We start from the raw sequence: 26243 nt of genomic DNA on the forward strand, positions 1-26243 counted from the left end.
TTCGCAAAAATATGAAAATAAACTGACTATTTGCTAATTTGTGAATACAAATTAACAATTGTTTTCAAAAGTTCTTCAAGTGCATCAGCAGATTTCACAGGATTATATTTTTCCATCTGAACTCTCTGCTGCAATTTGTTGTAATCTTCTGCAACTGAAGCGCCTTTGTGTTTTTCAAGAAAAGTCTTAAACTCTGCTGTAGAGCTTTGGAAATACTGACTTCTCACTTCCTGATCCAATTCCTCCAGTGTCGTAAAGAACTTTTCGTACTCACTGTTATCCTTAAGATTTTCCAGGTACCCGAAATAATCATTGATATCTGTTTTCAGCAATTCTCTGATCTCTTTTTCTGTTTCAGCCACTGAACCTAAAGGTTTTGACGGTACACTTTCCCTAACTAATGTACGTTTTTTTTGCCAATTTTTAAATAACAGATAAGCAACAAATAAGCTTATTAAAATGGCAATATTTGTTAAAAGGATATTCCAGTGGAATTTACTTTTTTCTTTTACTTTAAATGAAGTTGTTTTTAAAACCGGAGTATTCACCGTCTCCAGAAGGTTATTGGTATACTCGTTTACCTTTTCTACCGTAGAGCGGGCCTCCAGGATCTGATCATGAGAAAAGGCATTCAGATCCAGTGTTTTTTGTCCCAGATCTACATATTCTTTGTTTTCAGGATCAAAGAAAGCAAATTGCTCAGTTTTAATAGAAATTGCCCCTGATTTTTTTGGAATAATGACATAATTCGCCAGAATCTCACCTTTCATTCCAGTAGTTCCCGGAGAAACTTTGGAGGTGATTTTCGGAGGAAAGATTTCATAATCCGGCGATGCTGCAATTTTAGGAAGTTGCATGTCCGGTAAATTTCCTTCTCCTGAAACCTTCACAACAACATTCAGTGGTTTCTTAGCTTCCGGTTTTTCTTTGGAAGCATTATATACGTTGACATTAAAGTTTCCGACAGCATTTTTAAAACACTCAGGTGCTCCTTCAGGAAGCTTCCTTACATTAATTTTTACTTTATTGGAAACAATCTTGGTTTTATTGGAATAAGTACTTACAGAAGCTGACACTCCTGGAACCTCCACATACCCGGCTTCATTAGGAAATACCATAAACATGGCCAGCACCTGTGAAGGCATATTTCCATATCCGGACGGATCTATCTCAGATTTATCAAAATTGATAGGATGTACGTTGATATTATCCTGCTGCGGAAGATGGATATTCTTCACCTTTCTGAGGTTATCCATGTTTCTTGAGTATACCCTAAGAACAGCTACTGTAGGCTGATCCTGATAGACTTCCCGGTCATCAATTTCCATATTCAGATAGACATCATTGGAGGTATTGGCAGCTAATGATCTTCTGTCAACAATATCCCGGATATTAACGTCGAAAGGTTCTGTTTTATAGATTCTGTTGTTTACCGTAACCAGAACTGAGCCTATTTTTATTTTTCCTTTTTTCTTAGGTTCAAGGGCAATTCTGGATACTTTTTGGGTAATTAAAGTATTGGTCGCTGGATCAATCACGGTATTGGTAACAGATCCGCTTCCTATGATATTAAATTTTGAAAGATCCGGAAGCTGAAAACCTGTCTGCTGTACAAGGTCACTTCCGTTAAGTTCAAGAACAATGGTAAGGTTTACAATATCTTTCCCTCCATACTCGGATTTATCAGCATCCAGAGTAAGATTTACCTGTCCGTAAGTAATTACGGATGCGAGGGTAAGTAATATGTAAATCAATTTGTGCTGCATCACCAATCTTTCTCGTTGCTTTCAGGCATCGAATAAGAATTTTTGTTTAAAATTCTTCTGGCGGTTTCTTTTTCTTTTTCGTTTATTTTATCTAAGATCGCATTTTCAAGATTTTTAGGCATTCTACCTTCATTATTCTGATTCTGCTTAGGATTATCACCTTGGTCGCTTTTACCTTCGTTTTGCGGGCCATTTCCCTGATCCTGTTTTTTGTCTTTGTCGCCTTTCTGATCGTCACCTTTGTTCTGATCATTTCCGCCGCCGCCTTTTCCTGAGTTGTTCTCCTGGTTCTTTTGTTGTTCTTTTTCTTTCTCTTTCAGCTTGGCAATCTCATAATTTTTTCTGGTTACCTCACTGTAGGGATCCTGCTTTAAAGCTTTCTTATAAAAATCAGCAGCTTTTTCCGGCTGGTTCATCTGCATATAAGCATTCCCTAAATTATGAAGAGCGGCAGTTTTATCAGGAAGTGTTTGTGAAAGTTTTTCTGCTTTTTCAAACTCCGTTTTTGCCTCTTCGTATTTTTTACTTTTATAGAGTGCATTCCCCATATTATAATGAGCAGTAAAATCTTTATCATTGGATTTTATTGCTTCCATATATTTTGAAGAGGCTCCGTCATAATCTTTACCGTCAAATTTCTGATTACCTTCATGAACCAAATTTCTGTAGCTTTCCTGCCCAAACAACAAGCCTGAGAATGAGATGACAACAATAAACGATAAAAATATGATTTTAGTATTCATCACTTGCAAAATTATTCCTTTATATGTTAAGAAACAGAGTTTTATTTGTTAAAATTCGGTTAAAGTACTTGTAGAATTTCTTCTATATAAAGAGGAAATCTACACATTAAAATCCTTTTTAGGATTAAAAATATAAATTAAAAAGAAAAACAGGATGGATACTGCAAGGAAATATTGATAATAATGAATGGCATTCTGTGATTTCACCATGGTTTCAGCACCTGCGGACTTTTTATTGACTGCATCAACAATTCTGTCCGGCGCTTCATTGATATTATTACCGTCGATATAAGTTCCGTCTGTAGATTCTGCCATTTTCTTTAAGGCTTCAGTCTGTCTCTTTGAAATAACTGTGCCTCCGTTCACATCTGTTTTGTACCCCATCAGCTGTCCGAATACATATTCCGGAACGGGAGCTCCTTCATCTGTGCCAATTCCTACGGAAGTAATGCTTATCCCTTCTTTATTGGCCAGTCTTATCGCTGCATTATCATTTCCTTCGTTATCTTCACCATCACTCAGCAGGATTACCTTTCTGGATCCTTTGCTTACATTTTTAAATTTATCTACGGCAGCCTGCATCCCTTTCAGAAAATCTGTCCCCTGAATCTGCATAGAATTGGTTTCAATCCCGCTGATATAAGTCTCTGCAGAATTATAATCTGTGGTAAGAGGCATGATGGACATTGCGTGCCCGGCAAAGATGACGATACCTACCTTATCATTATTCATTTTCTTCATCGTGGCCGTCATCAGGTTTTTAGCTTCTGTAAGACGGCTTGGGTCTATATCCTCAGCATTCATAGAGTTGGATACATCCAGCATGAAGATTACATTGTTCAGCTTCTGAGTACTTTTCACCTCTTCTGAACCATTCAAAAGATCAATGATGGAAAATATCAGAAACAATGTTCCTAATAAATATAATGCAGGAAAAAACTTCGTAAATCCTGATCTCTTTTCAAATAAGTTATCATGAAACTGGCTGGCTGCAAAAATTTCCCTTCTTCTGTTTCTCCATTTCAAAAAACGGATCAAAAGGGTAGCTAACAGCGGCAGAAGCAACAGTAAAAATAAATACCAATAATTTCCTAAAGACCAACTCATTAGCTTAAAATTTTATAAAACACCCATCTCAATAATGCATCAAATACCAACATTCCTAAAGCAATCCAAAGAAATATCTTGAAATATTCTTCATAATTGTACAGTTTGGAAACTTTCACATCAGATTTTTCCAGTTGGTTGATCTCATCATATACTTCTTCAAGACTACTGTTTGAGGTTGCTCTGAAGTATTTTCCTCCCGTAGTCTGTGCAATTTCTTTCAAGGTATTTTCATCAATGGTCACTTCAGTTTCCGTAAAAATAAGATCTCCAAAAATATCCTGTGATGTCGGCATCAAAGCATACCCATTGGTCCCGATTCCGATGGCATATACCTTTATATTATTATTTTTTGCCAGTTCAGCTGCAACCTGCGGAGGAATAGCATTCTGAATATTGCTCACCCCATCCGTCATCAGGATGACCACCTTACTTTTGGCTTTGCTTTTAACCAAATGATTCACTGCAACGGAAAGACCTTCTCCAATGGCTGTACCTGGTTCAAGGCCTGCAGAGTTCAGGTTTTTAATTTCATCAATAACCACCTGATGGTCTGAGGTCACAGGAACTTTCGTGAAAGCTTCAGCAGCATAGGCTACAACTCCTATCCTGTCATTGGGACGTTTCTGGACAAATTTCACAGCGATATCTTTCAATGCTGTAATTCTGTCGGGGTTCAGATCTTTTGCAAGCATACTTAAAGAAACGTCAATGGACAGCATAATATCTACTCCCTTCGTATCATCCCTGTCCTGAGAAATCGTAAATGTTCTCGGTCTGGCCATAGCAATGATCAAAGCAGTAAGAATGATATACTTTGAAATTTTCAGCAAAAAAAGCACGCCCCGGATTCCATCGCTGTGATCCATATTTTTTACGGTAGGCACTTTTATACCTTTTCTTTTCCGTTTTCCGGCATCTTTAATAAAGAGCGGGATAAACAGTAGAAAAAGCAATAAGAACCACGGGCTGTAAAACTCAAAATTAACCATCCTTTCTTAAGTTTTCGAATTCTAAATCTTTGGATGATCTTTTCACAAAATCTCTGATATTGGCAAAATCAGTCTCCATTGTATTCTGATCAGGAAAAGTTTTGGCAAATTTTACCAGATCTCCTCTCAGGAATACATCTTCTATTATTTTTTCATTGTTCTGCGAAATTGTGTTGTTCTTTTTTATGACGTCAATAAGGTCATCCGTAAGAAGAACATCTGCAGGAAGGTGATATTGTTTGGTAATGAACGTTCTGGAAATATCGATCAGTTCAACATAGAATGAACGGAAATTCCCACCTTCAATATATTTTTTCTTTTTAAGAGAGTCAAGTTCTTTCAACGTCTGGTTGGTGGCAACAACAGGAGAACTTTTTGATTTTCTTCCCCATTTTACAATCATAATAATTGCAATGATTATAGCAATACCTGCCAATGCTGCCAGAATATAAAACTTGTAAAGCTCCCAATAGTCTTTAGCTTCCAGTTTCACCTGTTTATTCTTCATGATATCATTGATCTGATCTGCTTTTTGAGCAGTATTAATGACATCTATTTCATAAGGAATGGTTTTAAGTACTTTATCCCCTACTTTGAATTCCAGTTCCGGAATGGTAAATTTTCCTTCATCAAAAACGGCAAATTCAATCTTTCTTTCGTAGGAATTGGCAGTTTGCCCGATGCTGTCTTTGATTTCTTCAAAGTGAAAAGGGAGCAGTTCATTTTTCGGAGCGGAAGTTACCTGCTGCTCATTAAGGTTATCAATCTTTATGGTGATATGATTGGTTTCTCCAAGAGCGAGGGTTTTCTTTTCTACGTTAGAGGATAATATCTGTGAAAAAGCATTCGCACAGATCAGAAAAGATAATATTAAAAGTATTTTTCTCAATGTTAAAATAATAAAGGCAAGTGCCTCATGTTTTTAGTTACGGGCTGAACCCGGTGTTATTTTTTCTGAAAATAATTATACAACAATTTTGAATAATCTGAGCCGGTATTGATGTTCATGAAACTTGCAGAACTGCTGGCAAAATCTTCTTCCAAAGCTCTCAGTTTTTGTTTTTGAGCTTCTGCAAAGGTATATCGCCATCTTGCACTGGAAGTATTGGCCCATATCTCTTTACCTGTTTCCACATCGTGCAAAAGAGCATATCCTATGTCAGGAATTTCATTATCTTTTTCATCAAAAATCCTCATTCCCAACAGCTGATGTTTCTTTGATGCCACTCTCAGCATTTTGGAATCATATTCATCATCAAAGTCTGAAAACAGAAAAACCAGTGATTTTCTTTTGAAAATCCCCATCATATATTCCATCGCTTTATCTATTTTAGATTCTGCAGGAACATAATCTGCGGTCAGAATATTACTGATTATGGAAAGAATATGTTTTCTTCCTTTTTGAGGAGGAATTACTTTATATACTTTATCCGCAAACAGGATCAATCCTACTTTATCATTGTTTCCGGCTGCTGAAAATCCTAAGCTTGCTGCTATTTCGGCTACATATTCTCTTTTCAGCTGAACTTTCGTACCATAATCCATGGAAGCGGAAATATCAACAAGAATCATCATGGTCAGCTCTCTTTCTTCCTCCATTACTTTTACGAATGGTTCACGGAATCTTGCCGTTTTATTCCAGTCGATTCTTCTGATCTCATCTCCAAACTGGTAAGGACGGACTTCAGAGAAGGTCATCCCCTGCCCTTTAAAAGCGCTGTGATATTGCCCCATCAAAGCAGCCTCCGTCTTTTTTCTGGTACGGATTTCAATCTGCTTTACTTTTTTTACAATATCTTTTATCTGCATAGACGAATTCAAGGTTTAAAATTCAAAGTTTACTGTTGAGTTGCGAGATCCGGGTTTCTGCTTAATCTTCAAACTCAATAGATACATTTGACCATTCATTATCAAACTTCGGACTGTATTTTTTATAAAAATTGATGGCTGGCTCATTCCAGTTCAATACCTGGAACACCATTCCGCTATAGTTGTTGGATTTACCATATTCCAATGTTGCATCAAACAACATTTTTCCGATCTGCTTTCCTCTGAGTTTTTCTGTCACAACGAGATCTTCAAGATACAGCCTTCTTCCTTTCCATGTTGAGTATCTGTCGTAATACAGTGATATCCCAACGATTTCACCTTCAAATTCTGCAACAAAAGCACCCCAAACCGGAGAATTTCCAAAACCATCCTGAATAAATTCATCAAGCGTCACCGTTACTTCATGCAGTGCTTTTTCATATTCTGCCAGTTCTTTGATTAAATCCAGCATGGAAGCACAATCTTCCAGAACGGCTTTTCTTATTGTTACCTCACTCATTATGGTGCCTGGATTTTTGCTAAAATTCTATTAACGATTTCTTCTGATGAAACTTCTTCTGCTTCAGCCTCAAAAGTCAAGCCTATTCTGTGTCTCAATACATCTTTTGCCAATGCTTTTACATCTTCAGGAATAACGAATGCTCTTCCTTTTAAGAATGCATATGCTCTTGAAGCGATAGCAAGGTTAATGGATGCTCTTGGAGAAGCCCCAAAGCTGATATAATTTTTAAGTTCAGTAAGACCGTAATTTTCCGGATAACGCGTTGCAAACACCATATCCAGAATATATTTTTCAATTTTCTCATCCAGATAAATCTGGTTGATCAATTCTTTTGCATCTACAATATCCTGAAGGGAAATCACCGGTTTCACAGCCGGCTGATGTGAAGTGGAAACCATTCTCATTACCTGTCTTTCATCTTCAAAAGAAGGATAATCTATGGTACATTTCAGCATAAAACGGTCACTCTGTGCTTCAGGCAGTAAATAAGTCCCTTCCTGATCAATCGGGTTCTGTGTTGCCAATACCAGGAACGGTTTTGGAAGCTTCATGGTTTCATCACCTATTGTCACCTGCTTTTCCTGCATTACCTCCAAAAGAGCCGACTGTACTTTTGCCGGCGCACGGTTGATCTCATCCGCCAACACAAAGTTTGCGAATACAGGACCCTTTTTTATAGAAAAATCATTGTCTTTGATATTGTAAATCATGGTTCCCACTACATCTGCAGGAAGCAAATCCGGAGTAAACTGAATTCTTGAAAATTCACCATGTACAGCATCTGCCAAGGTTTTTATGGCAAGAGTTTTAGCCAATCCAGGCACCCCTTCCAAAAGAACGTGACCATTTCCCAAAAGCCCTACCAAAAGACGGTCTACCATGTAATCCTGCCCAATAATAACTTTGTTGATTTCCTGTCTCAGAAGAGTAAATAAATAATTTTTTTCTTTTACTTTTTCCGTCAATTGGCGGATATCTTCAGCTTGATATATCTCTGACATAGCTTGATTTAAAATAAGTGGTAAATTTCTGATAAATACTTGCATTAATCAACACAATAAATGCCATTTTTGAGTTAAAGTTTGTTAAATATTCCGGTATTAACGCAATATTTAAAGCTATAATGCTGAATTTCTTGCCTATAAAGAAATCCATACATCTGAGATATTTCAATAGATTCCTCGATCTGTTTTGTGGTGATCCATATAAAAAAGTGCTGCAAAATTACTTTCACAACACTTTGGTTTTATCTTTTCAATTTTTGTTCAAAATCTAACTTCCAAATACTTTAAAGCTTGGTTACTGTAATGGTAAAAGTATTCTCCGGAGCATCTGTTGTATCATCATAAGCTCCTACATTGATGAAGTAGTCAATCCCGGATACAGTCGTAATTGTAAGGGTTTCAGCAGCACCGCCACCACCGTTATCCACTGTATCTGTACAGGACAGATTGCTGCAGCTTCCGCTATACACTCCAATTTGAGGGTCAAAGCTGCTTCCGGAAGGCATGGCTACTTTTATAGTATATTGACTTCCGTCTCCAGCCAGTTTGAACCATGTACCGTCATTCATTCCCGTATCACCATTGCTCGTGCAGACACTTATATTCCCTGAATTATTAGTGGTAGAGACAGCATCATCCTGAGTATAGCTGTAAGGAAACACGGAGGCAAGAAAAGCGCCTGAGCATGCATCATTAGCAGGTATTGCAGGAACCGTTTTAAACATAAATTCTGAACATCCTGAGGATTCAACATTAGCAGAAACAGCTGTTATCTTCAAATAGTAAGTCGTTCCTGTAGCAAGAGCGGCCGAAGGTGAAAAGGTTGTTCCGGATACTACCTGCTGATTAACAACATTAGCACTTCCCGGACTTGTCCCTATCAAAACCTTATAAGAATCCGCCCCGGAAACAGGGAACCATGTGATATTAGGAGACAGGGAAACATTCTGGGTATTATTTGCCGGATACATAATGAAAGGACAGGCAGGGCCGGCACTGGATGTAAGGCCAGAGATTGTAATTGCAGATTTATAGTCTGCTCTTATTCCACCCGGTGGAGCAGAAATATCTACCACACTACGATCTCCTTTATAATAAAGGGTTGAATTTGAAATATGAGAATAGACATGGAAGGCTTCATCAAAATTATTAATATCAATATTCGGAGAATTCTCTTTTGCAGCAACAACCAGATTATCAACATTATTATATGCAAAAGGTACTGTAAAAACAACCTGAACTTTATTATTATTCCTGGTTACAGTTCCTGTAAACACTTGTGTCAGCTGTGCGGCAGGAATCCAGTCTGTACCGGAAGAAAAAGCCGTTTTTGAGGTATGACCAAGATAAACAGTCCAGTTTGAAGATTCTGTAAGGGTTGAAGAAGGATCTACATAAAATGTAAGACCTGTAATATTGCCCGCTGCATTGGCATTTATTTCCTGTTTAGGATAAATCTGCTGCACATATGAGTAAGAGAAAAAACTGCTTACAGGTGCTGTCCCTACATTCGCAGCTCCAATATTGATATTGATCTGAGCGCTCACTCCTACCACTACAAAAAACAAAATTAAAAGTAAAATTCTTTTCATTATTAATAATATTAATCCGAAATATCATGCTAATTTAATAATAAATACCTGGATCACAACAATAAAAAAATATTTTCCATTATATGATTGAACATAATGAAATTAATTAAACAAAAACATGTTTTAAAATTAAAATAATTAAATATTTATCAATAAAAAAGCACAAATAACAAAAATAAAAGAAATTAAAAGTAATTTTGATACTTAATTAATATATTTACACTAAACATCAATCTATGTATAAAAGGCTATTTTTTTCAAGTATTTTCATAGCAAATCTGGCTTTATCACAAACAACGATGACGAATGTGATTTCAGATGCTGTTTACTACGATGGCTATGCGGCTACAGTATCCAACCCCGTTCCCAGTGGCTTGACACGATTAAATAATGCCAGATACACGAGGAAACTTACTGATGCTGAACTAGATTCTTTCAAAGCCAAAATCGCGATGCGGGTAACAATAGCTGCATTGTGTGACAATTACGACCGCCTGGGAGAAGTCTTTTTAGCGATGGTTCCTAAAAATCAATCTACTTACACAATTAGTGATCCGAACGTCAAAAGAATTGAGATAGGAAGATACATCACACCGTTCATGAATAAAAACAGAACTCCGTCAGAGGTTCCTTATACTTATGATATCAGTAATCTTTACAGTGTTTTTCATGATACAGCGTTACGCAACACCTATGATTTCTATATGGAACTGGATGTTTTTGGTGTTCCATATGCAGCACAAACTCAGGTTTCCGGCTGTTCAGGGAGAATTGATGTTTTTTCCGGAACCCTTACTTTTTTCTCAACGGATACCGGAGCAACTCCTTCAGATTCCAACAATCTTATTCCCATATTAAGTTACAATAAACTCAATAACTATAACAGCACCGACGTTACAGGAGAAACCGTGAGAATTGTCACTTTCAATCTCCCAAACCCTGTGACTAACGCCCGTTTTTTTGTAATATCTACCCCTCATGGTGCCAACAGTGGCGGTGAAGAATACATCAGAAGACAAAACTATACTTATATAGATGATGTACAGGTACTCACTTACACTCCTGGAGGAATTTCATGTGAACCTTACAGGGTATATAACACCCAGGGAAACGGAATCTATGGATCTACTCCTAAAACTTTCGCAGACTGGACCTCATGGAATAACTGGTGTCCCGGAAATTCAGTTCCTATCAGAGAATTTACACTTCCAAGCTTAACGGCAGGCAATCACACTTTGAAACATACGATACCGACAGCTGTTTTCAACCAGCAGCAGGGAGATGTTATGTTATCAGTTTATATGCAGGGTAAAAGCAATGCAGTCTTAAATGTAAAAGATATCAAAACTGTAGACGTAAACATATATCCTAATCCTACTTCTGATTTTGTACACATACAATCAAAAACAGATGTAACCTCAATAAGTCTATTCAATGTAGAAGGAAGAAAACTTATAGAAACTTATAATGAGAACAAAGTAAATCTTTCCCCATACAGCACTGGAATTTATTTTTTAAATATTGTTCTAAAGGATGGAACCACATTTAAACATAAAATCATCAAAAAATAAAACTGACTGTAAAACCATATAGAAAACAGAACAATAAAGCCTTCCTGAATCTTTTTACAGGAAGGTTTTGTGTAAAAATATACATCTTATACGTTTTGTAAAATTAAACGTAAAAACATCATAATAACACTAAAAATTTGTTGGAAAAACAACCTAAATCTATCCTTTTTCTGAAAAGTTAAAAAACTTTAACTTCAATCCTTTACCCAAAAAAATTGTCATTTCCAGTTTATTAAACTATTTTTGGTGATTAAAAATTTTGCAAAATGAATTATCATTTTCAAGCGCACAGACAGGTAAGAAAGAACCTTTTAGACGTCCTTCAGAACACATCTCATGAAGATCTGATCCTGATTCCGGATGGTTTCAACAATAATATGTACTGGAATATTGCCCATACTGTTGCTACACAGCAGCTTTTGCATTATTACCTAAGCGGAAATCCTTTCCGTATTGACAAATATTGGATCGAAACTTACAAAAAAGGAACTTTACCGAATTTAAATGTTCAGAAGTCGGAAGTGGAAGATTTAGAATTTTTACTTACGGAAACTTCGAAGATTTTAATGAAGGATTATGACAGTGATTTCTTCTCAGACTACACTCCTTATACAACAAGTTTTGGGATGGATCTGAAAAGCATTCAGGATGCCATTATCTTCAACAATATGCATGAAAGCCTTCACTACGGATATTTGATGGCACAGAAAAGAGCAATTTTAGGAGAGAAGTATTAGATTCAAGGTTCTTAGTTTAAAGTTTAAGGTTATGGCAACAATCAATAGATTTGAAGACTTAAAGATTTGGAAGTTGTCCCGGGAGCTTTGCAATGAAGTTTATCATATCATTGAATCTACCAACCTTAAGAATAATTTTAAACTTTGTAATCAAATTGATGGATCCTCAGGATCAGTAATGGATATATTGCTGAAGGATTGCGAAATCTTCGTGCGGAGAAACCAGATCACAATTGTATCGGGTTTTCGAAAGAAATTTTATTTCGCAGGAAAAATTTGAAACATTAATTGAGCAGACAGAAACTTTAAGTAGAAAGATAAGCTCTTTTATAAAATATTTAAATACAACAGATTTAAAAGGAACAAAGTACAAACCTTAAAATTCAAAAATTCACATAGTAAGCCTTGAACTTTAAACGATGAACTTTAAACCTTAAACATAAAATTTTAAACAACTCAATGAAAGACGATTTTATTTTCGGGCTGCGTCCCGTGATTGAAGCAATTGAAGCGGGAAAAACGATTGACAAGGTCTTTGTGCAGAATGCACTTCAAGGTCCTATTTATGCTGAACTAAAAGCAATTTTAGCGAAAAATAAAATCCGTCCCAATTATGTTCCGGTTGAAAAACTGAACCGTTTTACAAGAAAAAACCACCAGGGTGTGGTTGCTTTTATTTCGGATGTACCGTTTCATAAAGTGGAGGATATTGTTCCACAGTTATTTGAACAGGGAAAAACGCCTTTTCTTTTGATTCTGGACAGACTTACTGATGTAAGAAACTTTGGTGCAATCTGCAGAACGGCAGAATGTGTAGGGGTTGATGCTATAATCATTCCGGAAAAGGGCGCTGCTCCTATTAATTCTGATGCTATAAAAACCTCTGCAGGTGCTATTTACAATATTAAAATATGTAAAGAAAACAATCTGGCTCATGCTGTGGATTTCCTTCAGCAAAGCGGAATTTCTGTGTATGCTGCCAGTGAAAAAGCTCAGAAATTAATTTACGACGTCAACCTTACAGAGCCTTGTGCTATTGTTATGGGAAATGAAGAAACAGGAATTTCTAAAGAAGTCCTGCACCATGCTGACGAAAAAATTAAACTTCCTATTGAAGGAAAAACACAATCTCTGAATGTTTCTGTAGCATGTGGAGCGATTTTATATGAAGCAGTAAGACAGAAAATGGCAGTGATACCCAATTCTTAAACCATCATAATAAAATCACATTGCAGTATCAGCAGGATAAATAATAAATATATGGTTTCCAAATGTATTTCAGATTTATCCATTAAAAAACATAATTCTCTCCAATAAATCAAGCAGAGAATATGAAACAAAACCACACGATATTGCAGATAATATATTATGAAAAAGTAGTAAAATAAAATTAAAAAAAAATCAAATGAAGAATATTGCAGCGCTTGCGCTTATATCATCAATAGCTCTTGTATCTTGTAAAAAAGAAACAGCAAAAATAACGAAAGTAGATCCTAAAACCGGAAAAACAGTAACTGTAGAAGTTCCTGCGGATTCTGTAGCAAAAGTTGCAGAAAACCCGGCTATCAAAGATTCTGCGGGAATTATTAAACAGACTTTTAAACTTGAAAAAGGAAAGACATATCCTCTTACCACATATCAGAGAGATGTAAAAACAATGACGGATCCTCAGGGAAAATCCATCACTGCAACCAGCGAATCTACAGATGAAATGAACTTTGTCGTGAATGATATCAAAGGGGATGTATACGAAATGACCCTTAACCTTGTAGCGAAAAGAAATTCTCAGTCTGCACAGGGAAAAACAGTAGTGGTAGATACCAAACTTGCTCTTCCTAAAGAAGATGATCTTAAAATGATCTGGAACGTAAACAAAGCACTTACCGGAAACAAGCTTGCTATGAAAATGGATACAAAAGGTAACGTAATCTCTATCACAGGATTTGATGCTGTTTATACAAAAGTTTCCAATGCGGTAGGGACTCTTATCAAAGATGCCAATCAAAAAGCGAGCGTTGTGGCAAGCCTTAAAGAATCATTCAATGAAAAGGTATTAAAAGACCAATTCCATAAAAATTTGATGATTATTCCTAAAAAAGGAGTGAAAATTGGTGAGAAATGGTCTACTTCCGAAAATGCAGATGCAAGCGGAGCTGTAAAAGTAACCTCCAATTATGTAATGAAAAGCTTAGGAAACGGAACCGCAGAAATTGCCGTTACCGGAGGTATTCCTAAGAAGACTGAAAAGAAAGCTCAGGGACCCATTACACACAGCCTGAGCAGTGAACTGGTTCAGAACGGAACCATTAAGTTTGACGAAAGCACAGGATGGATTACCAACCAGAATATCAACGTAAAAACGACACAGATAGAAACCATTTCAGATGGAAAACAATCTCAGTCTATGAAAAGCGTTTCCAATTCATCGGTAATGGTAAACCCATCTGCTAAATAACTGAATTAAATGCATTCAGGGTTTACCCTTTAAAGAGTAAACCCTGAACTTTAAATTTTAACATTATGAAGTACATTCTTGAGTTAGTACTCACTGCCATTATTATTTTCTTTGTCTGGAATATCCTGAAAAGGATTTTCTTTAAGACATTTTATAGTTACCGTTTTAATAACAATAATCAAAACAACGGGCAGCAGGATATACACAACTCGAATAAGAATAACAAAAAGAACCTTAAATGGGATGCAGAAACTGTAGACTATGAAGAGGTGAAAGAGAGTAAGGACAAAAGGTAAACATTCCAGGAAATAAAAGATAATAACCAGCATGGCAAAAAATAAAAACTTCATTTATATTGCAGCTTCATTAGTAGTATTTATAGTTTTAGCATTTTTATATTCTACCCCTGTATTTACAGGAAAACAACTTTTCCAGCACGATATTGTGCAATACAGAGGAGGAGCAAAAGAACTGCTCGACTATAGAGCGAATACCGGAAATGAAACCTACTGGAGCGACTCCATGTTTGGAGGAATGCCGACTTATCAGATGGGAAGCCAGTTCAAAGGGGACATCATCAAAAAAATAGACAGCAATCTGAATTTCCTGCCAAGACCGGTTAATTATCTCTTCCTGCTGTTTGCTGGTTTTTTCCTTTTGGGAATGGTAGTGGTAAGAAACTGGAAGTATGCGCTTTTAGGAGCCACTTTCTTTGGACTTTCTACCTATTTTTATATCATTATTGCAGCCGGACACAATGGTAAAGTAAACACCATTGAGTATTTTGCACCGCTGTTAGCCGGAATTTTACTGGTTTACATCAGAAAACAATACATCTGGGGATTCATTGTTACGACCCTTTTTATGGGGCTTCAGATTGCAGCCAATCACCCGCAGATGACGTATTATCTGTTCCTTGCACTAGGATTTTTATTCTTATCTGAACTGATCAGAGCAATACAGAAAAAGACACCGATGAAGCATTTCCTTATTTCATCAGGAATTATTGCAGCATCATGCATTATCGGAGTTGGAATGAATTCACAAAGAATCATGGCTAATTCTGAATATGTAAAAGAAACAGTTCGTGGAAAACAGATCTTAGATAACGACAGCCATACTCCAGGAAAATCCGGAATGGATAAAGAAAGTATGCTGATGTGGAGCTATGGACAGCTTGAAACTTTAAACCTTTTCATCCCGAGATTAATGGGTGGCGGAAGTCAGGAACCGGAAGGAAAAGAAATGATGAACAGAGTTCAGGAACTGGTTCAGGAAAATGTAGGTTCACAGGCGGAAATGGACAGAATTTCAAAAGGATTCAGCGGAATGACATATTGGGGAGATCAACCCGGGACTTCAGGACCTGCTTATCAGGGAGCAATTGTATGTTTCCTTGCTTTATTAGGATTTTTCTTTGCCGGAAAAAAATACCGATACTGGATTTTAGGCGCTTCTATCCTGACTATTTTACTGGCCTGGGGGAGCAACTTTATGTCGTTATCAGACTTCTTTATCGATTATGTTCCGTTTTATAATAAATTCAGAGCTCCTTCTTCAATTTTAGTTGTCGTGGAATTATTATTCCCTTTAATTGCCATTCTGGGACTATACAGATTCTTCACAGACGAAAAACTGACTGAAGAATATAAGCAGAAAATCCTTATGTATGTTGGAGGTGGAACTTTAGGATTTTTATTAATTCTTCTGATCTTCGGAAAATCATTACTGGGTTTTTCTACAGAAGGCGAAAAGACTTACTTCCCTCCTTTCCTACTGGATTATCTTGTAGATGAAAGATATAAACTGTTCAGAATAGACGCCATAAAAGCATTTATTTATGTAGCCATTACGGTTGCTGCCTTATTCTTAACTTTAAAGAAAAAGCTTAATCAGAATATTGCTTTGGTAGTGATTGGAGTTGTAAGCTTATTTGATCTATGGACCGTAAACAAGCGTTATTTGAATGACGAAAACTACGTAGATAAAATCTTTGCTGAAAATCCTTTCCAAACAGAAAGTTCAGATCTGCTGGCTGAAAAAGTTCAGGGAAATCCCAATCTGGAATCCATTCTATCCAATGTCAACATCAACAAAACATTGGAAACAATCGCTGAAAAAGACAAAACTCACTACCGAATTTACAACCAGACGCTGGGCGTAACAAGTGAAACCAATACCTCTTATTTTAAAGCTTCAATTGGTGGTTACCACGCCGTAAAGCTAAGAAGATACGATGATGTTCTGAATGAATACATCAATAATGTAGACAGTGTAAAAACTCCTAATATTTTAAACTTATTAAATGCCAAGTATATGGTTTTCGGAGGACCTGAGCAGCCACAGGTTGTTCCTAATCCAAAAGCCAACGGAAATGCATGGTTTGTAAGTGATTTAAAGTTTGCAGATACCCCTAATCAGGAAATTAAATCCATCGGGACTATTGACAACAAGAAAACAGCAGTTATTGCATCATCTGATAAATCATATTTTGACAACAAACCAGTTCAGGCAGATTCTACAGCATTTATCAATCTTACGAAATACCAGCCGAACGAACTTGAATTTAAATCTCAGTCGAAGACGCCTCAATTAGCTGTATTCTCTGAAGTGTACTATCCTCACGGATGGAAAGTTCTGGTAGATGAGAAAGAGGTTCCTTATGTGAAAGCAGATTACTTGCTTCGTGCAGTGCATGTACCGGCAGGAAGCCACCATATCAGAATGGTATTTGAGCCTGAAGTAATTGAAAAAGGAAAATGGCTTTCTCTTCTTTCATTTGGATTATTTATCCTGTTGGCTGCATTTGGAATTTTCTGGATCAATAAAAACAGGAAGCAAAAAACAGCATAAATTAAAACAGATTTTATGAAAAAAATAATATTGCTGATCATTGCTATTAATTTATTTAACTGCCAAAAAAAAGAGGTAAAATACACATCTCCACCTCTACCTATAGAAGCAGTAACTTTAAATAATAATATAACTCCAAAACATGTAAATATTCCCAATACTAAAATATATTTTCTGCCTTTTGACAAAAATTACAAACTAAGTAATGGAGCTATGATCTCTAATGACAATAATTATTCTATTACTGTAATGGAGTCAGATGGCAATACCGTAAAAAATACTGTTGATGATTTTTCAAAAGAAGGCTTTGAGGCAAAAGGAATAAAAGTATTTGATGATAAGTTTATTACGGTAAATGGAGTAAAATCTAAAATTGTTTTTTTACAGGGCCAGCCACAATTAAAAGGAGCAATTCTTTTTATTGATAATAAAACCGAAAAAGAAATGATTACAGTGATGTACGATGCAAATAATATTTTACTTGAAAATAAAGTAAAAAACATGCTTCATACTATTGTTTATAATAAAGATTCTAAGATAGATTATTTAAGCAATGCAACTTTCAAAATAGATCTTTCAGACACTAAGTTTAAATTTCAAAAATACACCTCAAATTTTTACAATTTTACAGAAGCTGGTAAAAATGTTGGAATATTAGAACCAAACATTTTAATTTCACAAATACCAAATATTGAAAATCCTAGTTTAAAAAGTTTTTTTGAAGAATCAAAAAAATCTTTACTTAAATATGGGTTTGAAGATTTGAATGAAAAAAACATTATTGAAACAAAAGATTCATTCCAGGCAGAGATTTATGGGAAATTTAATGGAAAGCCAAGTGTATGTTATTACAAAATTATAAAGGACCCAAAAAAAGATTTTATATTATTTTTAATGGCATCTTCTAAACAGAATTTAGATCAGGATTTACCACAATTCAAAAAAGTAGGTAATACATTTTCATTTAAATAAAATGGAACAGAAGAAAATATTGATTATCACCTATTACTGGCCTCCTGCGGGAGGTCCTGGTGTTCAAAGATGGCTGAAGTTTGCAAAATATCTGCCTGATTTTGGCTGGAAACCCATTATCTATACTCCTGAAAATCCAAGCTATCCATTGCTGGATGAAACGCTGATGAAAGATGTTCCGGAAAACATTGAGATGGTAAGAACCAAAATCTGGGAACCTTATCAACTGGCTGAAAAACTAAATAAAAGCAATAAGAAGTTTAAGGCCGGACAATTTGATGTAGGAAAAAATCAAAGCTGGAAATCCAGACTTTCAATCTGGGTGCGAGGTAATTTTTTCATTCCGGATGCCAGAGTCTTTTGGGTAAAACCTTCCGTTACATTTTTGGAAAAATACCTGAAAGAAAATAAAATAGATACGATTGTAACTTCCGGCCCTCCCCACTCGCTTCATCTCATTGGTTTGGGGCTTAAAAATAAAATACCTAATCTGAAATGGATTGCCGATTTCCGTGATCCATGGACAGAAATTTCCTATTACAAACATCTGAAATTAACCAAAAGTTCAGATAAAAAACACCGTCAGCTTGAAAGTGCCGTATTTAAAAATGCAGACATCACTTTGGCTACAAGTTATACCGATGCGGAAAACTTCAGGAAAGCAGGTGCCAATTCCATTTGTATTACGAATGGATTTGATGAAAGTGATTCTGAGGAAAGTATAAAAGGACAAATGGGAAAGGCATTTACCCTAAGTTATATTGGCGTTCTGGAGCAACTCAGAAATCCTGAAAACCTTTGGAAAGCACTTGATGAGCTGGTGAAAGAAAATGCTGAATTTGCCACTGATTTTAAGTTGAAATTCGTTGGAAGAATAGATGATAAAATCCTACAGTCCATTGAAAACTCAAGTCTGAAAAATCATATTCTGAACCTTGGATATCTTGCTCATGGAAAAGCGGTAGAAGAAATGCAGAATTCAGATTTGCTTCTAATTACCAATTTCCCGAACGAATCTTCAAAAGGAATTATTCCCGGAAAAATATTTGAATATCTGGCTTCAGGAAAGCAGATTCTGTCATTCGGTCCGAATAAAGCTGATGTGGCGAAAATTCTGGAGGAAACCCAGGCAGGAAAACATTTTAGCTATCAGGATACAGAAACCGTCAAGAAGTTTATTCTTGAAAAATTTATCCTTTGGAAAAACGGAAATCTTCTTGAAAACACTCAGCATATTGAGCAGTTCTCAAGAAAAAATCTAACCCGTCAACTGTCTGAAATTTTATAATAAAGAAAGGAAGTTAGAGGCTGGAAGCTGGAGTTTACATGCCGCTTCAACTTCTAACTTCTAACTTTTAAATTGTCCATTGGTCATTTACCACAGCGACCAGATAATATTTCCCCTGAAATTCTTCAAATACAAAACGGAGTGTTTTCCAATCCATCTCGCCATTTTTTTCGGTTCCTTTGATATAGTTTTCTGTGAAGTCATCTTTAGGATAAATTTCCTTTAAATTATTCAGAGAATTACCTCCGCCTATGAATTTATTCAGTGAATATTGAGATGCTGTAAAATCTTTAGCGAAGACCCATTTACCAAGATAATCATTAACCGTTGCCTTATAAGGATCTCCTGAACCATCATGTGCTCCCCAGGTAAACAGTGTTTTGGTAGGCTGATATTTTTCAAAATCTGCTTTAGAAAAATGCTTGTCTCCTTTTATATCCACAAAAGCATACATCGAAAAACGGATTCCTTTTTCAGGATGGATCAAGGATGCAAAACTGGTATAATCTTTATTTTTCAGAGCTTTCAAAACCTCATCATTGGTCTGCTTCAAAACTGCTTCTTTATTAGCAATATTCTGAACGGTACCTGCACTGTCTGTCTTATTTTGTGCGATGGAATCTATCACATTGGGAACAGGTTTTCCTGCCTCTTTTTTACAGGCTACAACCAGGACCAAAACAACCAGTGGAATAAGTATTTTTTTCATATTTTAAATTTTGCAATTGGTAAAAAGCACCAAAACTAATGCCAACCGATAAATGATATAAAGTGATAAAGACTATGGGAGTTGATAGGTTATAGCTTCTCATTTTAAAAATTACATCGTACATTTGTTAGATGGAAATATTGGATATTCTCATTATCGGGGCCGGACCCATCGGTTTGAACTGTGCCCTTGAAGCTCAAAAAAATAATCTTAGTCATTTAATCATAGAAAAGGGAACCATTGTCAACTCTCTTTACAATTATCCTTTATATATGCGATTTTTCTCCACTGCAGAAAAACTGGAAATTGACGAAATCCCATTTATTTCGACTGCTCCAAAACCAGGAAGACAGGAGGCACTGGAATATTACCAAGGGATTGCCCGACAGAAAAAGCTTAACATTAATCTGTATGAAAAAGTGCTGGGTGTTTCCAAAAACAACGAACTGTTTGAGATAAAAACAACCAAAGCAACTTATGTTGCTAAAAATCTGGTGATTGCTACCGGATTCTATGATATCCCCAACCTCATGAATATTCCCGGGGAAAACCTTCCAAAGGTCAAGCATTATTATACCGAACCTTATCCTTATGCAAAACAGAAAATCGTAGTGGTAGGATCAAGTAATTCTGCGGTAGATGCAGCTTTGGAAACATATAGAAAAGGAGCTGAGGTAACTATGATTGTTCGTCATTCTGAGATTTCCAAAAGTGTAAAATATTGGGTAAAACCGGATATAGAAAACAGGATTGCAGAAGGCAGTATTAAAGCTCATTTTAATGCTGAAATGATCGAGATTAAAGAAAACACGGTTGTTTTTAAAGATGAGAAAGGAGAAATTCATGAAATTGATAATGATTTTGTACTGGCCATGACGGGTTATCTTCCTGATTTTGATTTCCTGAGAAATTCCGGTATTGAACTTAAAGGAGACTGCCTGAATCCGTTTTATAATCCTGAAACGATGGAAACCAATGTTCCGAACTTTTATCTGGCGGGAGTGGTGTGTGGAGGAAAAGATACACATCTGTGGTTCATTGAAAACTCAAGAATTCATGCCAGTATGATTATCAATACCATTCTTTCCAGATCTAAATAATAACAACTCATATATAGCAAAAGCTTCGGGCAATTTCTACGAAATTGCCCGAAGCTTTATTTTTAACTGATTCAATACTTATATCATTTCTTCTTCCGCTTTATTCTTATCCTTAAGCATCCATGGTATGATAAAGTAAAAACCAATGGCAATAGCTGCAGCCAGTACTCCTGTTCCAATCCATAACGTATTAAATCCTAATTTCTCGGCAATCAATGTTCCTATATAAGGAGTAACGATAAATGCAATGGAGAATGACATTCCGTTCAATCCCATATAAGCACCTTTATTGTTATCTCCTGAACGTAATGCTGTAATGGTTGACATAAAAGGTAGTGTCCATATTTCTCCTACGCAAAGTAATGTCATAGACAGCACAAGGGTAATCATACTATAATCGAAAGCCAGCATTGCATAAGAAATTCCACACAGGAAAGTTCCGATAAGCATGGTAAAAGCTAAAGTAAAATACTTCTCAGCAATCTGTACCAGCCCCATTTCAAGCAATACAATCAGAAAACCGCTATATCCAAGAATATATCCGATATTTTGCTGGCTCAGATGTGCCGTGTCTTTATAAAATATGGTCAGCGTACTGAACAACTGGAAGAAACATATTGAAAACAACATACAGAATATACAGTAAATCAAAAATTTACCATCCCGATATGGAGAACTTTCTTTTTTAATAACAATAGCTTCTTTTACCTTTTTCGCCTGTTGTTTAGCTAATCGTGCACGGTCTTTAAAAAACCAGATATACATAAGCCCTGCCAGCAAAGCAGCCAATGCATTACTAAAAAACAGAAATTCATAAGAAATAGCAGATAAAATACCTCCTAGTGCGGGTCCGATAGAAAATCCAAGATTAACAGCCATACGGTTCAGTGAAAAAGCACGGGTAATATTTTCAGGCTTCGCATATTTGGTAATTGCCACTGAGTTTGCCGGACGAAATGTTTCACTGACAATACTCTGAGCCAGAATAATTCCTGCCAATCCTGCTTCCGTTGTGAAAAGCGGAATTAAACAGAATAAAGGAACACTGAGGAGTAAACTCAGACTCTGTACCCTATATTCACCTATTTTATCCGTAATCATACCTCCCAGCCATGATCCGATAACCGAACCTATTCCAAAAAAGCTCAGTACAATTCCGGAATTTTCAATACTGAAATGTAAATGATTGGTCATATAAACTCCCAGAAACGGAAGTACCATAGAACCAGCCCTGTTGATGAGCATTACCAACGCCAGCATCCAACTCTCCTGCGAGAGTCCTTTGAAAGAATTGGTATATATGTTTATTAATTTCACAATTTATTAAGTTTTAATTATTTGATTTTGATCTGATTACAGTACAAAATAGCTCTATGAAATCTGAGAATATCTGTACTTATATTTTTTAAATAAAAAAACGGGGCTTAATATCAAGCCCCGTTTTATTTATCTAATATCAATAAATTCTTACTCTGGCTTATATGAGTCTTTTAATGTTAAAGTTCTATTGAACACAAAATTTGTGTCCGTAGAATCCTGGTCTTTTGTAAAATATCCTATTCTCTGGAACTGAAGAGGCTCACCAACAGCAACATCTTTCAGGCTTGGCTCAGCAAAACCTTTCACAATGGCCATTGATTCAGGGTTGATGAAGTTTAGGAAGTCAACATCTTTCTCAGCATCAGGCTGTTCTACTGTAAACAGTTGATTATAGATTCTTATTTCTACAGGAATCGCATGTTTAGCAGATACCCAGTGTAGAGTTCCTTTTACTTTTCTTAAGCTTTCTTCTGTTCCGCTTCCGGACTTACTCTTCTCATCGTAAGTAGCATAGATGGTCGTGATCTCTCCATTCTCATCTTTCTCTACTCTTTCAGCTTTGATGATGTAAGCTGATTTCAAACGAACTTCTCCGCCTAATTTCAGTCTGAAGAATTTATTGTTAGCTTCTTCTTTAAAGTCCTCACGCTCAATATATAATTCTCTTGAGAAAGGTACTTCTCTTGTTCCCGCATTTTCCTGCTCAGGATTATTTTCTGTCTCCAACCATTCTTCTTTGTCTTCAGGATAGTTTTCGATCACTAATTTTACAGGATCTACAACCGCCATCACACGCTTAGCAACCTTATTAAGATCTTCACGTACACAGAAGTCCAGCAATTGGATTTCGATAAGATTTTCTCTTTTCGCAACCCCTACTTTATCAATAAAGTTTCTGATGGAAGCCGGAGTAAATCCTTTTCTTCTCATCCCTGAAATAGTAGGCATTCTAGGATCATCCCATCCGGTTACTGCCCCTTCTGCTACCAATCTCTGAAGCTTTCTTTTGGAAGTAATCATATAGGAAACATTCATTCTCGCAAATTCTCTCTGCTTATTTTTAACCCTTCCTTCTTCATAAACCTGATCCAGATACCAGTTGTATAAAGGTCTGTGGTTTTCAAACTCCAAAGAACAAAGCGAGTGTGAAATTTGTTCAATATAATCGGATTCACCATGAGCCCAGTCGTACATCGGATAGATTTTCCATGCCGTACCTGTTCTGTGGTGAGGTTTGTTCAAAATTCTGTACATCACAGGGTCACGCATATTCATGTTTGGTGAAAGCATGTCGATTTTTGCACGAAGAGACATTGACCCACTTTCAAACTCTCCGTTTTTCATCCTTTCAAATAAATCTAAAGACTCTTCAACAGGACGGTTTCTGTATGGAGATTCAATTCCCGGTTCCGAAGGATTTTTTCTTTGCTCAGTAATCACTTCAGACGGCTGCTCATCTACATAAGCTTTTCCTTCTTTAATTAACTGAACTGCCCAATCGTAAAGCTGCTGGAAGTAATCGGATGCATACAAAACTTTATCCCATTTGAAACCTAACCATTCAACATCTTTCATAATAGAATCTACGAATTCCTGTTCTTCTTTCTCAGGGTTCGTATCGTCAAAACGAAGGTTTACGGGAGCATTGTATTTTTCACCCAGGCCGAAGTTGATGCAGATGGCTTTTGTGTGCCCTACATGCAGATAACCATTCGGTTCAGGTGGAAAACGGAAACGGATCTGATCTCTTTTCAGACCGTTTGCCATATCATCTTCTATAATTTGCTCAATAAAATTGAGTGATTTTTTTTCTTCTTCCATTAAAGTAGCTTTTATTTTTTAGCAAAAAAAGTTTCACAAAGTTACGGAAAAATAAGCGTTTGTAAAAGTGATAATTTAAAAGCCCTATCCTTTGTATTTCAGTAATTTTCATTAATTTCGGAAAGCTAAAACCATTTAACCAATTAACAATCATGGCCGTTTATATCTTAAGTAACCGGAAGATCGTTCGTCATAAAGGCGAAAGAGTAGACTCTTTTTCCAATGATGAATACTCAATTCCCAATTTCAGAATCGCGAAATGTGATTTTGACAACTACAAAGAGCCCACTGCTCAAGCCAAAAAGAAAAAAGACTACACCAACAGGAATATCTTAAACTACAAGTTTTTCTCCGAACCCGAAAAACAGGGTTATGAAGAAGTTTTGGATGTTCTTCTGAGTGAAAAAGGAATTAAAAAATCTCCTCTTACAGCCAATAATCTTGGCGGAACTCAAAGAATGTTCTATGAACTGTACAAAAATATGTCTACCACTAAAGAAAGAAGTGATGTACTGATATTCATTCATGGTTATCTGTATGATTTTGATGATGAATTAAAGGCTATTCTTGATCTTAAGAAAATATTCATCGATAATCCGGCATCTCCTGTGGAACATATTTTATTTGTAAGCTGGCCAGCCTCAGGAAGCATTATTCCGTTAAGTTATTTTGATGATAAGGCTTCCAGTATCAATTCCGGTACATCTCTGATGAGGTTGTTTTATTTCTATACTCAATTTTTAAAAGATATCTTTTCCAACCGGGATCTCGCACCCTGCAATCAAAGAATTCATCTAATGGCCCATTCCCTGGGAAACAGAGTCCTTCAAAGCATGTTATACAGTCTTAAAAGGGAAAATATACTCCGTGTTATCGATCAGGTTTTACTGTTGAATGCGGATGTCAGCTATAAAGTATTTGAAGATTCCGAAGATTCATACAACAAGTTACCATTATTGGCCAACAGGATTTCCATTTATCTGAACAGACAGGACGCGGTTTTGGGAATTTCTCAGTTTACAAAAAACATTCTTACACCACGACTTGGTAAAAACGGACCAAGTGATATTAGTGATTATAAAGATATTGTTTCTATTATCGACTGTACATTTGTAAAAGATGACCTTCTGAACAGTTTCAAATATGAAGTGGGGAACCATTGGGGATACCTCTCCAGTTCGCAGGTACAATCAGATATCTTTCAGACTTTAAACGGAATAGACAGAAATCTTATCACCAACCGAACTAAGAATAACGAAAACATTTTCACAATTATTTCTTAATAAGTAATTAAAATAATTCTTAAAAAATGAACTTTATGTTAAAATTAGTTCATTACTGTAGTATGGCATAATGATTGCTAATTCAAACTCTAGGGAATTATAATTTTTTTATTATGGAACATATTAAAAAACAGTTTTCTTATATATTAAGCTATATTAAGAAAGCCATCTTTGTAAAAGATGTCATTTAACTGAATAACAACCTTTAAAACAAAAAAGTATTCGACCCAACAATTACTCATCCTTATAAAACAGCCCGAAAAAACAATAATTATTCCTCATAAACTCATGCAGGAATCTATTTTCGTGTTTAAAATTATTGAAACATTTCTTTGATATTGTTAAATATTGCTAAATAATTCCCCACTTGTTGTATAATTAAAAAAAGTTTTCGACATTTACTTATCAGTCAAATAAAATTAATATCATGAAAAATCTAAAGAAAATCAAAAGAGGAGAATTAAAAACAATCAAAGGAGGAAGACCACCACTTGGATGTAACAGCTGGAACCCGGTTGCTATGTGCTGTAGATCATGGGGACCTGACTATTGCGGCCAGACCACATGTCCGGATTCACCTCCACCATTATGCTAATTA

At 36.0% G+C, this 26243-nt stretch carries 23 protein-coding genes and 1 pseudogene; 12 read left to right on the forward strand and 12 right to left on the reverse strand.

Annotation, left to right across the window (positions count from 1 at the left end; all coding sequences use genetic code 11):
* Positions 1-26: 26 nt before the first annotated feature.
* From DYR29_RS09295 to DYR29_RS09335, 9 genes are all read right to left on the reverse strand, one after another.
* Positions 27-1754: a BatD family protein gene (locus tag DYR29_RS09295; protein ID WP_249413660.1), complete on the reverse strand. Its 1728-nt coding sequence runs from the start codon at positions 1752-1754 to the stop codon at positions 27-29.
* Positions 1755-1765: 11 nt separating this feature from the next.
* Positions 1766-2509 carry a tetratricopeptide repeat protein gene (locus DYR29_RS09300; RefSeq protein WP_052186256.1) on the reverse strand — a complete coding sequence of 248 codons (744 nt, stop codon included), beginning with the start codon at positions 2507-2509 and terminating at the stop codon, positions 1766-1768.
* Between the two features lie 99 nt (positions 2510-2608).
* Positions 2609-3616, reverse strand: a complete 1008-nt coding sequence (locus DYR29_RS09305; protein WP_213280248.1) for a vWA domain-containing protein — start codon at positions 3614-3616, stop codon at positions 2609-2611.
* Positions 3616-4608 carry a VWA domain-containing protein gene (locus tag DYR29_RS09310; RefSeq protein WP_213280249.1) on the reverse strand — a complete coding sequence of 331 codons (993 nt, stop codon included), beginning with the start codon at positions 4606-4608 and terminating at the stop codon, positions 3616-3618. The genes DYR29_RS09305 and DYR29_RS09310 overlap by 1 nt, the downstream gene beginning before the upstream one ends.
* Positions 4601-5497 (reverse strand): BatD family protein, encoded by an 897-nt coding sequence (locus DYR29_RS09315; protein WP_213280250.1) that lies wholly within the window; start codon positions 5495-5497, stop codon positions 4601-4603. The genes DYR29_RS09310 and DYR29_RS09315 overlap by 8 nt, the downstream gene beginning before the upstream one ends.
* Before the next feature lie 56 nt (positions 5498-5553).
* Complete coding sequence (locus tag DYR29_RS09320) at positions 5554-6417, reverse strand: DUF58 domain-containing protein (RefSeq protein ID WP_213280251.1); 864 nt, start codon at positions 6415-6417, stop codon at positions 5554-5556.
* Positions 6418-6478: 61 nt separating this feature from the next.
* Positions 6479-6937, reverse strand: a complete 459-nt coding sequence (locus DYR29_RS09325; protein ID WP_213280252.1) for a GNAT family N-acetyltransferase — start codon at positions 6935-6937, stop codon at positions 6479-6481.
* The gene (locus tag DYR29_RS09330; protein ID WP_213280253.1) at positions 6937-7941 is read right to left on the reverse strand and encodes an AAA family ATPase; all 1005 of its coding nucleotides are present in this window, start codon (positions 7939-7941) and stop codon (positions 6937-6939) included. Before DYR29_RS09330 ends, DYR29_RS09325 begins: the two co-directional genes overlap by 1 nt.
* 287 nt (positions 7942-8228) lie before the next feature.
* Positions 8229-9536 carry an Ig-like domain-containing protein gene (locus DYR29_RS09335; RefSeq protein WP_213280254.1) on the reverse strand — a complete coding sequence of 436 codons (1308 nt, stop codon included), beginning with the start codon at positions 9534-9536 and terminating at the stop codon, positions 8229-8231.
* A gap of 236 nt (positions 9537-9772) precedes the next feature.
* On the opposite strand from DYR29_RS09335, the gene DYR29_RS09340 reads away from it, so the two are divergent.
* From DYR29_RS09340 to DYR29_RS09380, 9 genes and pseudogenes are all read left to right on the forward strand, one after another.
* Positions 9773-11107, forward strand: a complete 1335-nt coding sequence (locus tag DYR29_RS09340) for a peptide-N-glycosidase F-related protein (protein ID WP_213280255.1) — start codon at positions 9773-9775, stop codon at positions 11105-11107.
* Between the two features lie 266 nt (positions 11108-11373).
* Positions 11374-11844, forward strand: a complete 471-nt coding sequence (locus DYR29_RS09345; protein ID WP_213280256.1) for a DinB family protein — start codon at positions 11374-11376, stop codon at positions 11842-11844.
* A gap of 31 nt (positions 11845-11875) precedes the next feature.
* A pseudogene (locus tag DYR29_RS09350) lies at positions 11876-12224 on the forward strand (four helix bundle protein).
* A 79-nt stretch (positions 12225-12303) separates the two neighbouring features.
* Positions 12304-13053 (forward strand): 23S rRNA (guanosine(2251)-2'-O)-methyltransferase RlmB, encoded by a 750-nt coding sequence (rlmB, locus tag DYR29_RS09355; protein WP_047421102.1) that lies wholly within the window; start codon positions 12304-12306, stop codon positions 13051-13053.
* Positions 13054-13249: 196 nt separating this feature from the next.
* A complete protein-coding gene (locus DYR29_RS09360; protein WP_213280257.1) occupies positions 13250-14299 on the forward strand; it encodes a DUF6263 family protein in 1050 nt (349 codons plus the stop codon).
* Between the two features lie 65 nt (positions 14300-14364).
* Complete coding sequence (locus DYR29_RS09365) at positions 14365-14595, forward strand: hypothetical protein (protein WP_213280258.1); 231 nt, start codon at positions 14365-14367, stop codon at positions 14593-14595.
* A gap of 31 nt (positions 14596-14626) precedes the next feature.
* Positions 14627-17152: a YfhO family protein gene (locus tag DYR29_RS09370; RefSeq protein ID WP_213280259.1), complete on the forward strand. Its 2526-nt coding sequence runs from the start codon at positions 14627-14629 to the stop codon at positions 17150-17152.
* A gap of 15 nt (positions 17153-17167) precedes the next feature.
* Positions 17168-18124 (forward strand): hypothetical protein, encoded by a 957-nt coding sequence (locus DYR29_RS09375; protein WP_213280260.1) that lies wholly within the window; start codon positions 17168-17170, stop codon positions 18122-18124.
* A gap of 1 nt (position 18125) precedes the next feature.
* Positions 18126-19412 carry a glycosyl transferase family 1 gene (locus DYR29_RS09380; RefSeq protein WP_213280261.1) on the forward strand — a complete coding sequence of 429 codons (1287 nt, stop codon included), beginning with the start codon at positions 18126-18128 and terminating at the stop codon, positions 19410-19412.
* A 67-nt stretch (positions 19413-19479) separates the two neighbouring features.
* Here the strand turns inward: DYR29_RS09380 and DYR29_RS09385 are convergent, their stop codons facing one another.
* A complete protein-coding gene (locus tag DYR29_RS09385) occupies positions 19480-20121 on the reverse strand; it encodes a hypothetical protein (protein WP_213280262.1) in 642 nt (213 codons plus the stop codon).
* Positions 20122-20252: 131 nt separating this feature from the next.
* On the opposite strand from DYR29_RS09385, the gene DYR29_RS09390 reads away from it, so the two are divergent.
* Complete coding sequence (locus DYR29_RS09390; RefSeq protein ID WP_213280263.1) at positions 20253-21221, forward strand: YpdA family putative bacillithiol disulfide reductase; 969 nt, start codon at positions 20253-20255, stop codon at positions 21219-21221.
* Positions 21222-21299: 78 nt separating this feature from the next.
* Here DYR29_RS09390 and DYR29_RS09395 read toward each other — a convergent pair whose 3' ends face one another.
* Positions 21300-22481: an MFS transporter gene (locus DYR29_RS09395; RefSeq protein ID WP_213280605.1), complete on the reverse strand. Its 1182-nt coding sequence runs from the start codon at positions 22479-22481 to the stop codon at positions 21300-21302.
* Between the two features lie 207 nt (positions 22482-22688).
* Complete coding sequence (locus tag DYR29_RS09400) at positions 22689-24362, reverse strand: glutamine--tRNA ligase/YqeY domain fusion protein (protein WP_213280264.1); 1674 nt, start codon at positions 24360-24362, stop codon at positions 22689-22691.
* 152 nt (positions 24363-24514) lie between these two features.
* Between DYR29_RS09400 and DYR29_RS09405 the strand changes: the two genes are divergently transcribed.
* Together DYR29_RS09405 and DYR29_RS09410 are read left to right on the forward strand one after the other, a co-directional pair.
* Positions 24515-25645 (forward strand): alpha/beta hydrolase, encoded by a 1131-nt coding sequence (locus tag DYR29_RS09405; protein WP_213280265.1) that lies wholly within the window; start codon positions 24515-24517, stop codon positions 25643-25645.
* A gap of 427 nt (positions 25646-26072) precedes the next feature.
* Positions 26073-26240: a bacteriocin-like protein gene (locus DYR29_RS09410; protein WP_156118473.1), complete on the forward strand. Its 168-nt coding sequence runs from the start codon at positions 26073-26075 to the stop codon at positions 26238-26240.
* Positions 26241-26243 lie beyond the last annotated feature (3 nt).

This window comes from Chryseobacterium indologenes, assembly GCF_018362995.1.
Taxonomy (GTDB): domain Bacteria; phylum Bacteroidota; class Bacteroidia; order Flavobacteriales; family Weeksellaceae; genus Chryseobacterium; species Chryseobacterium indologenes_G.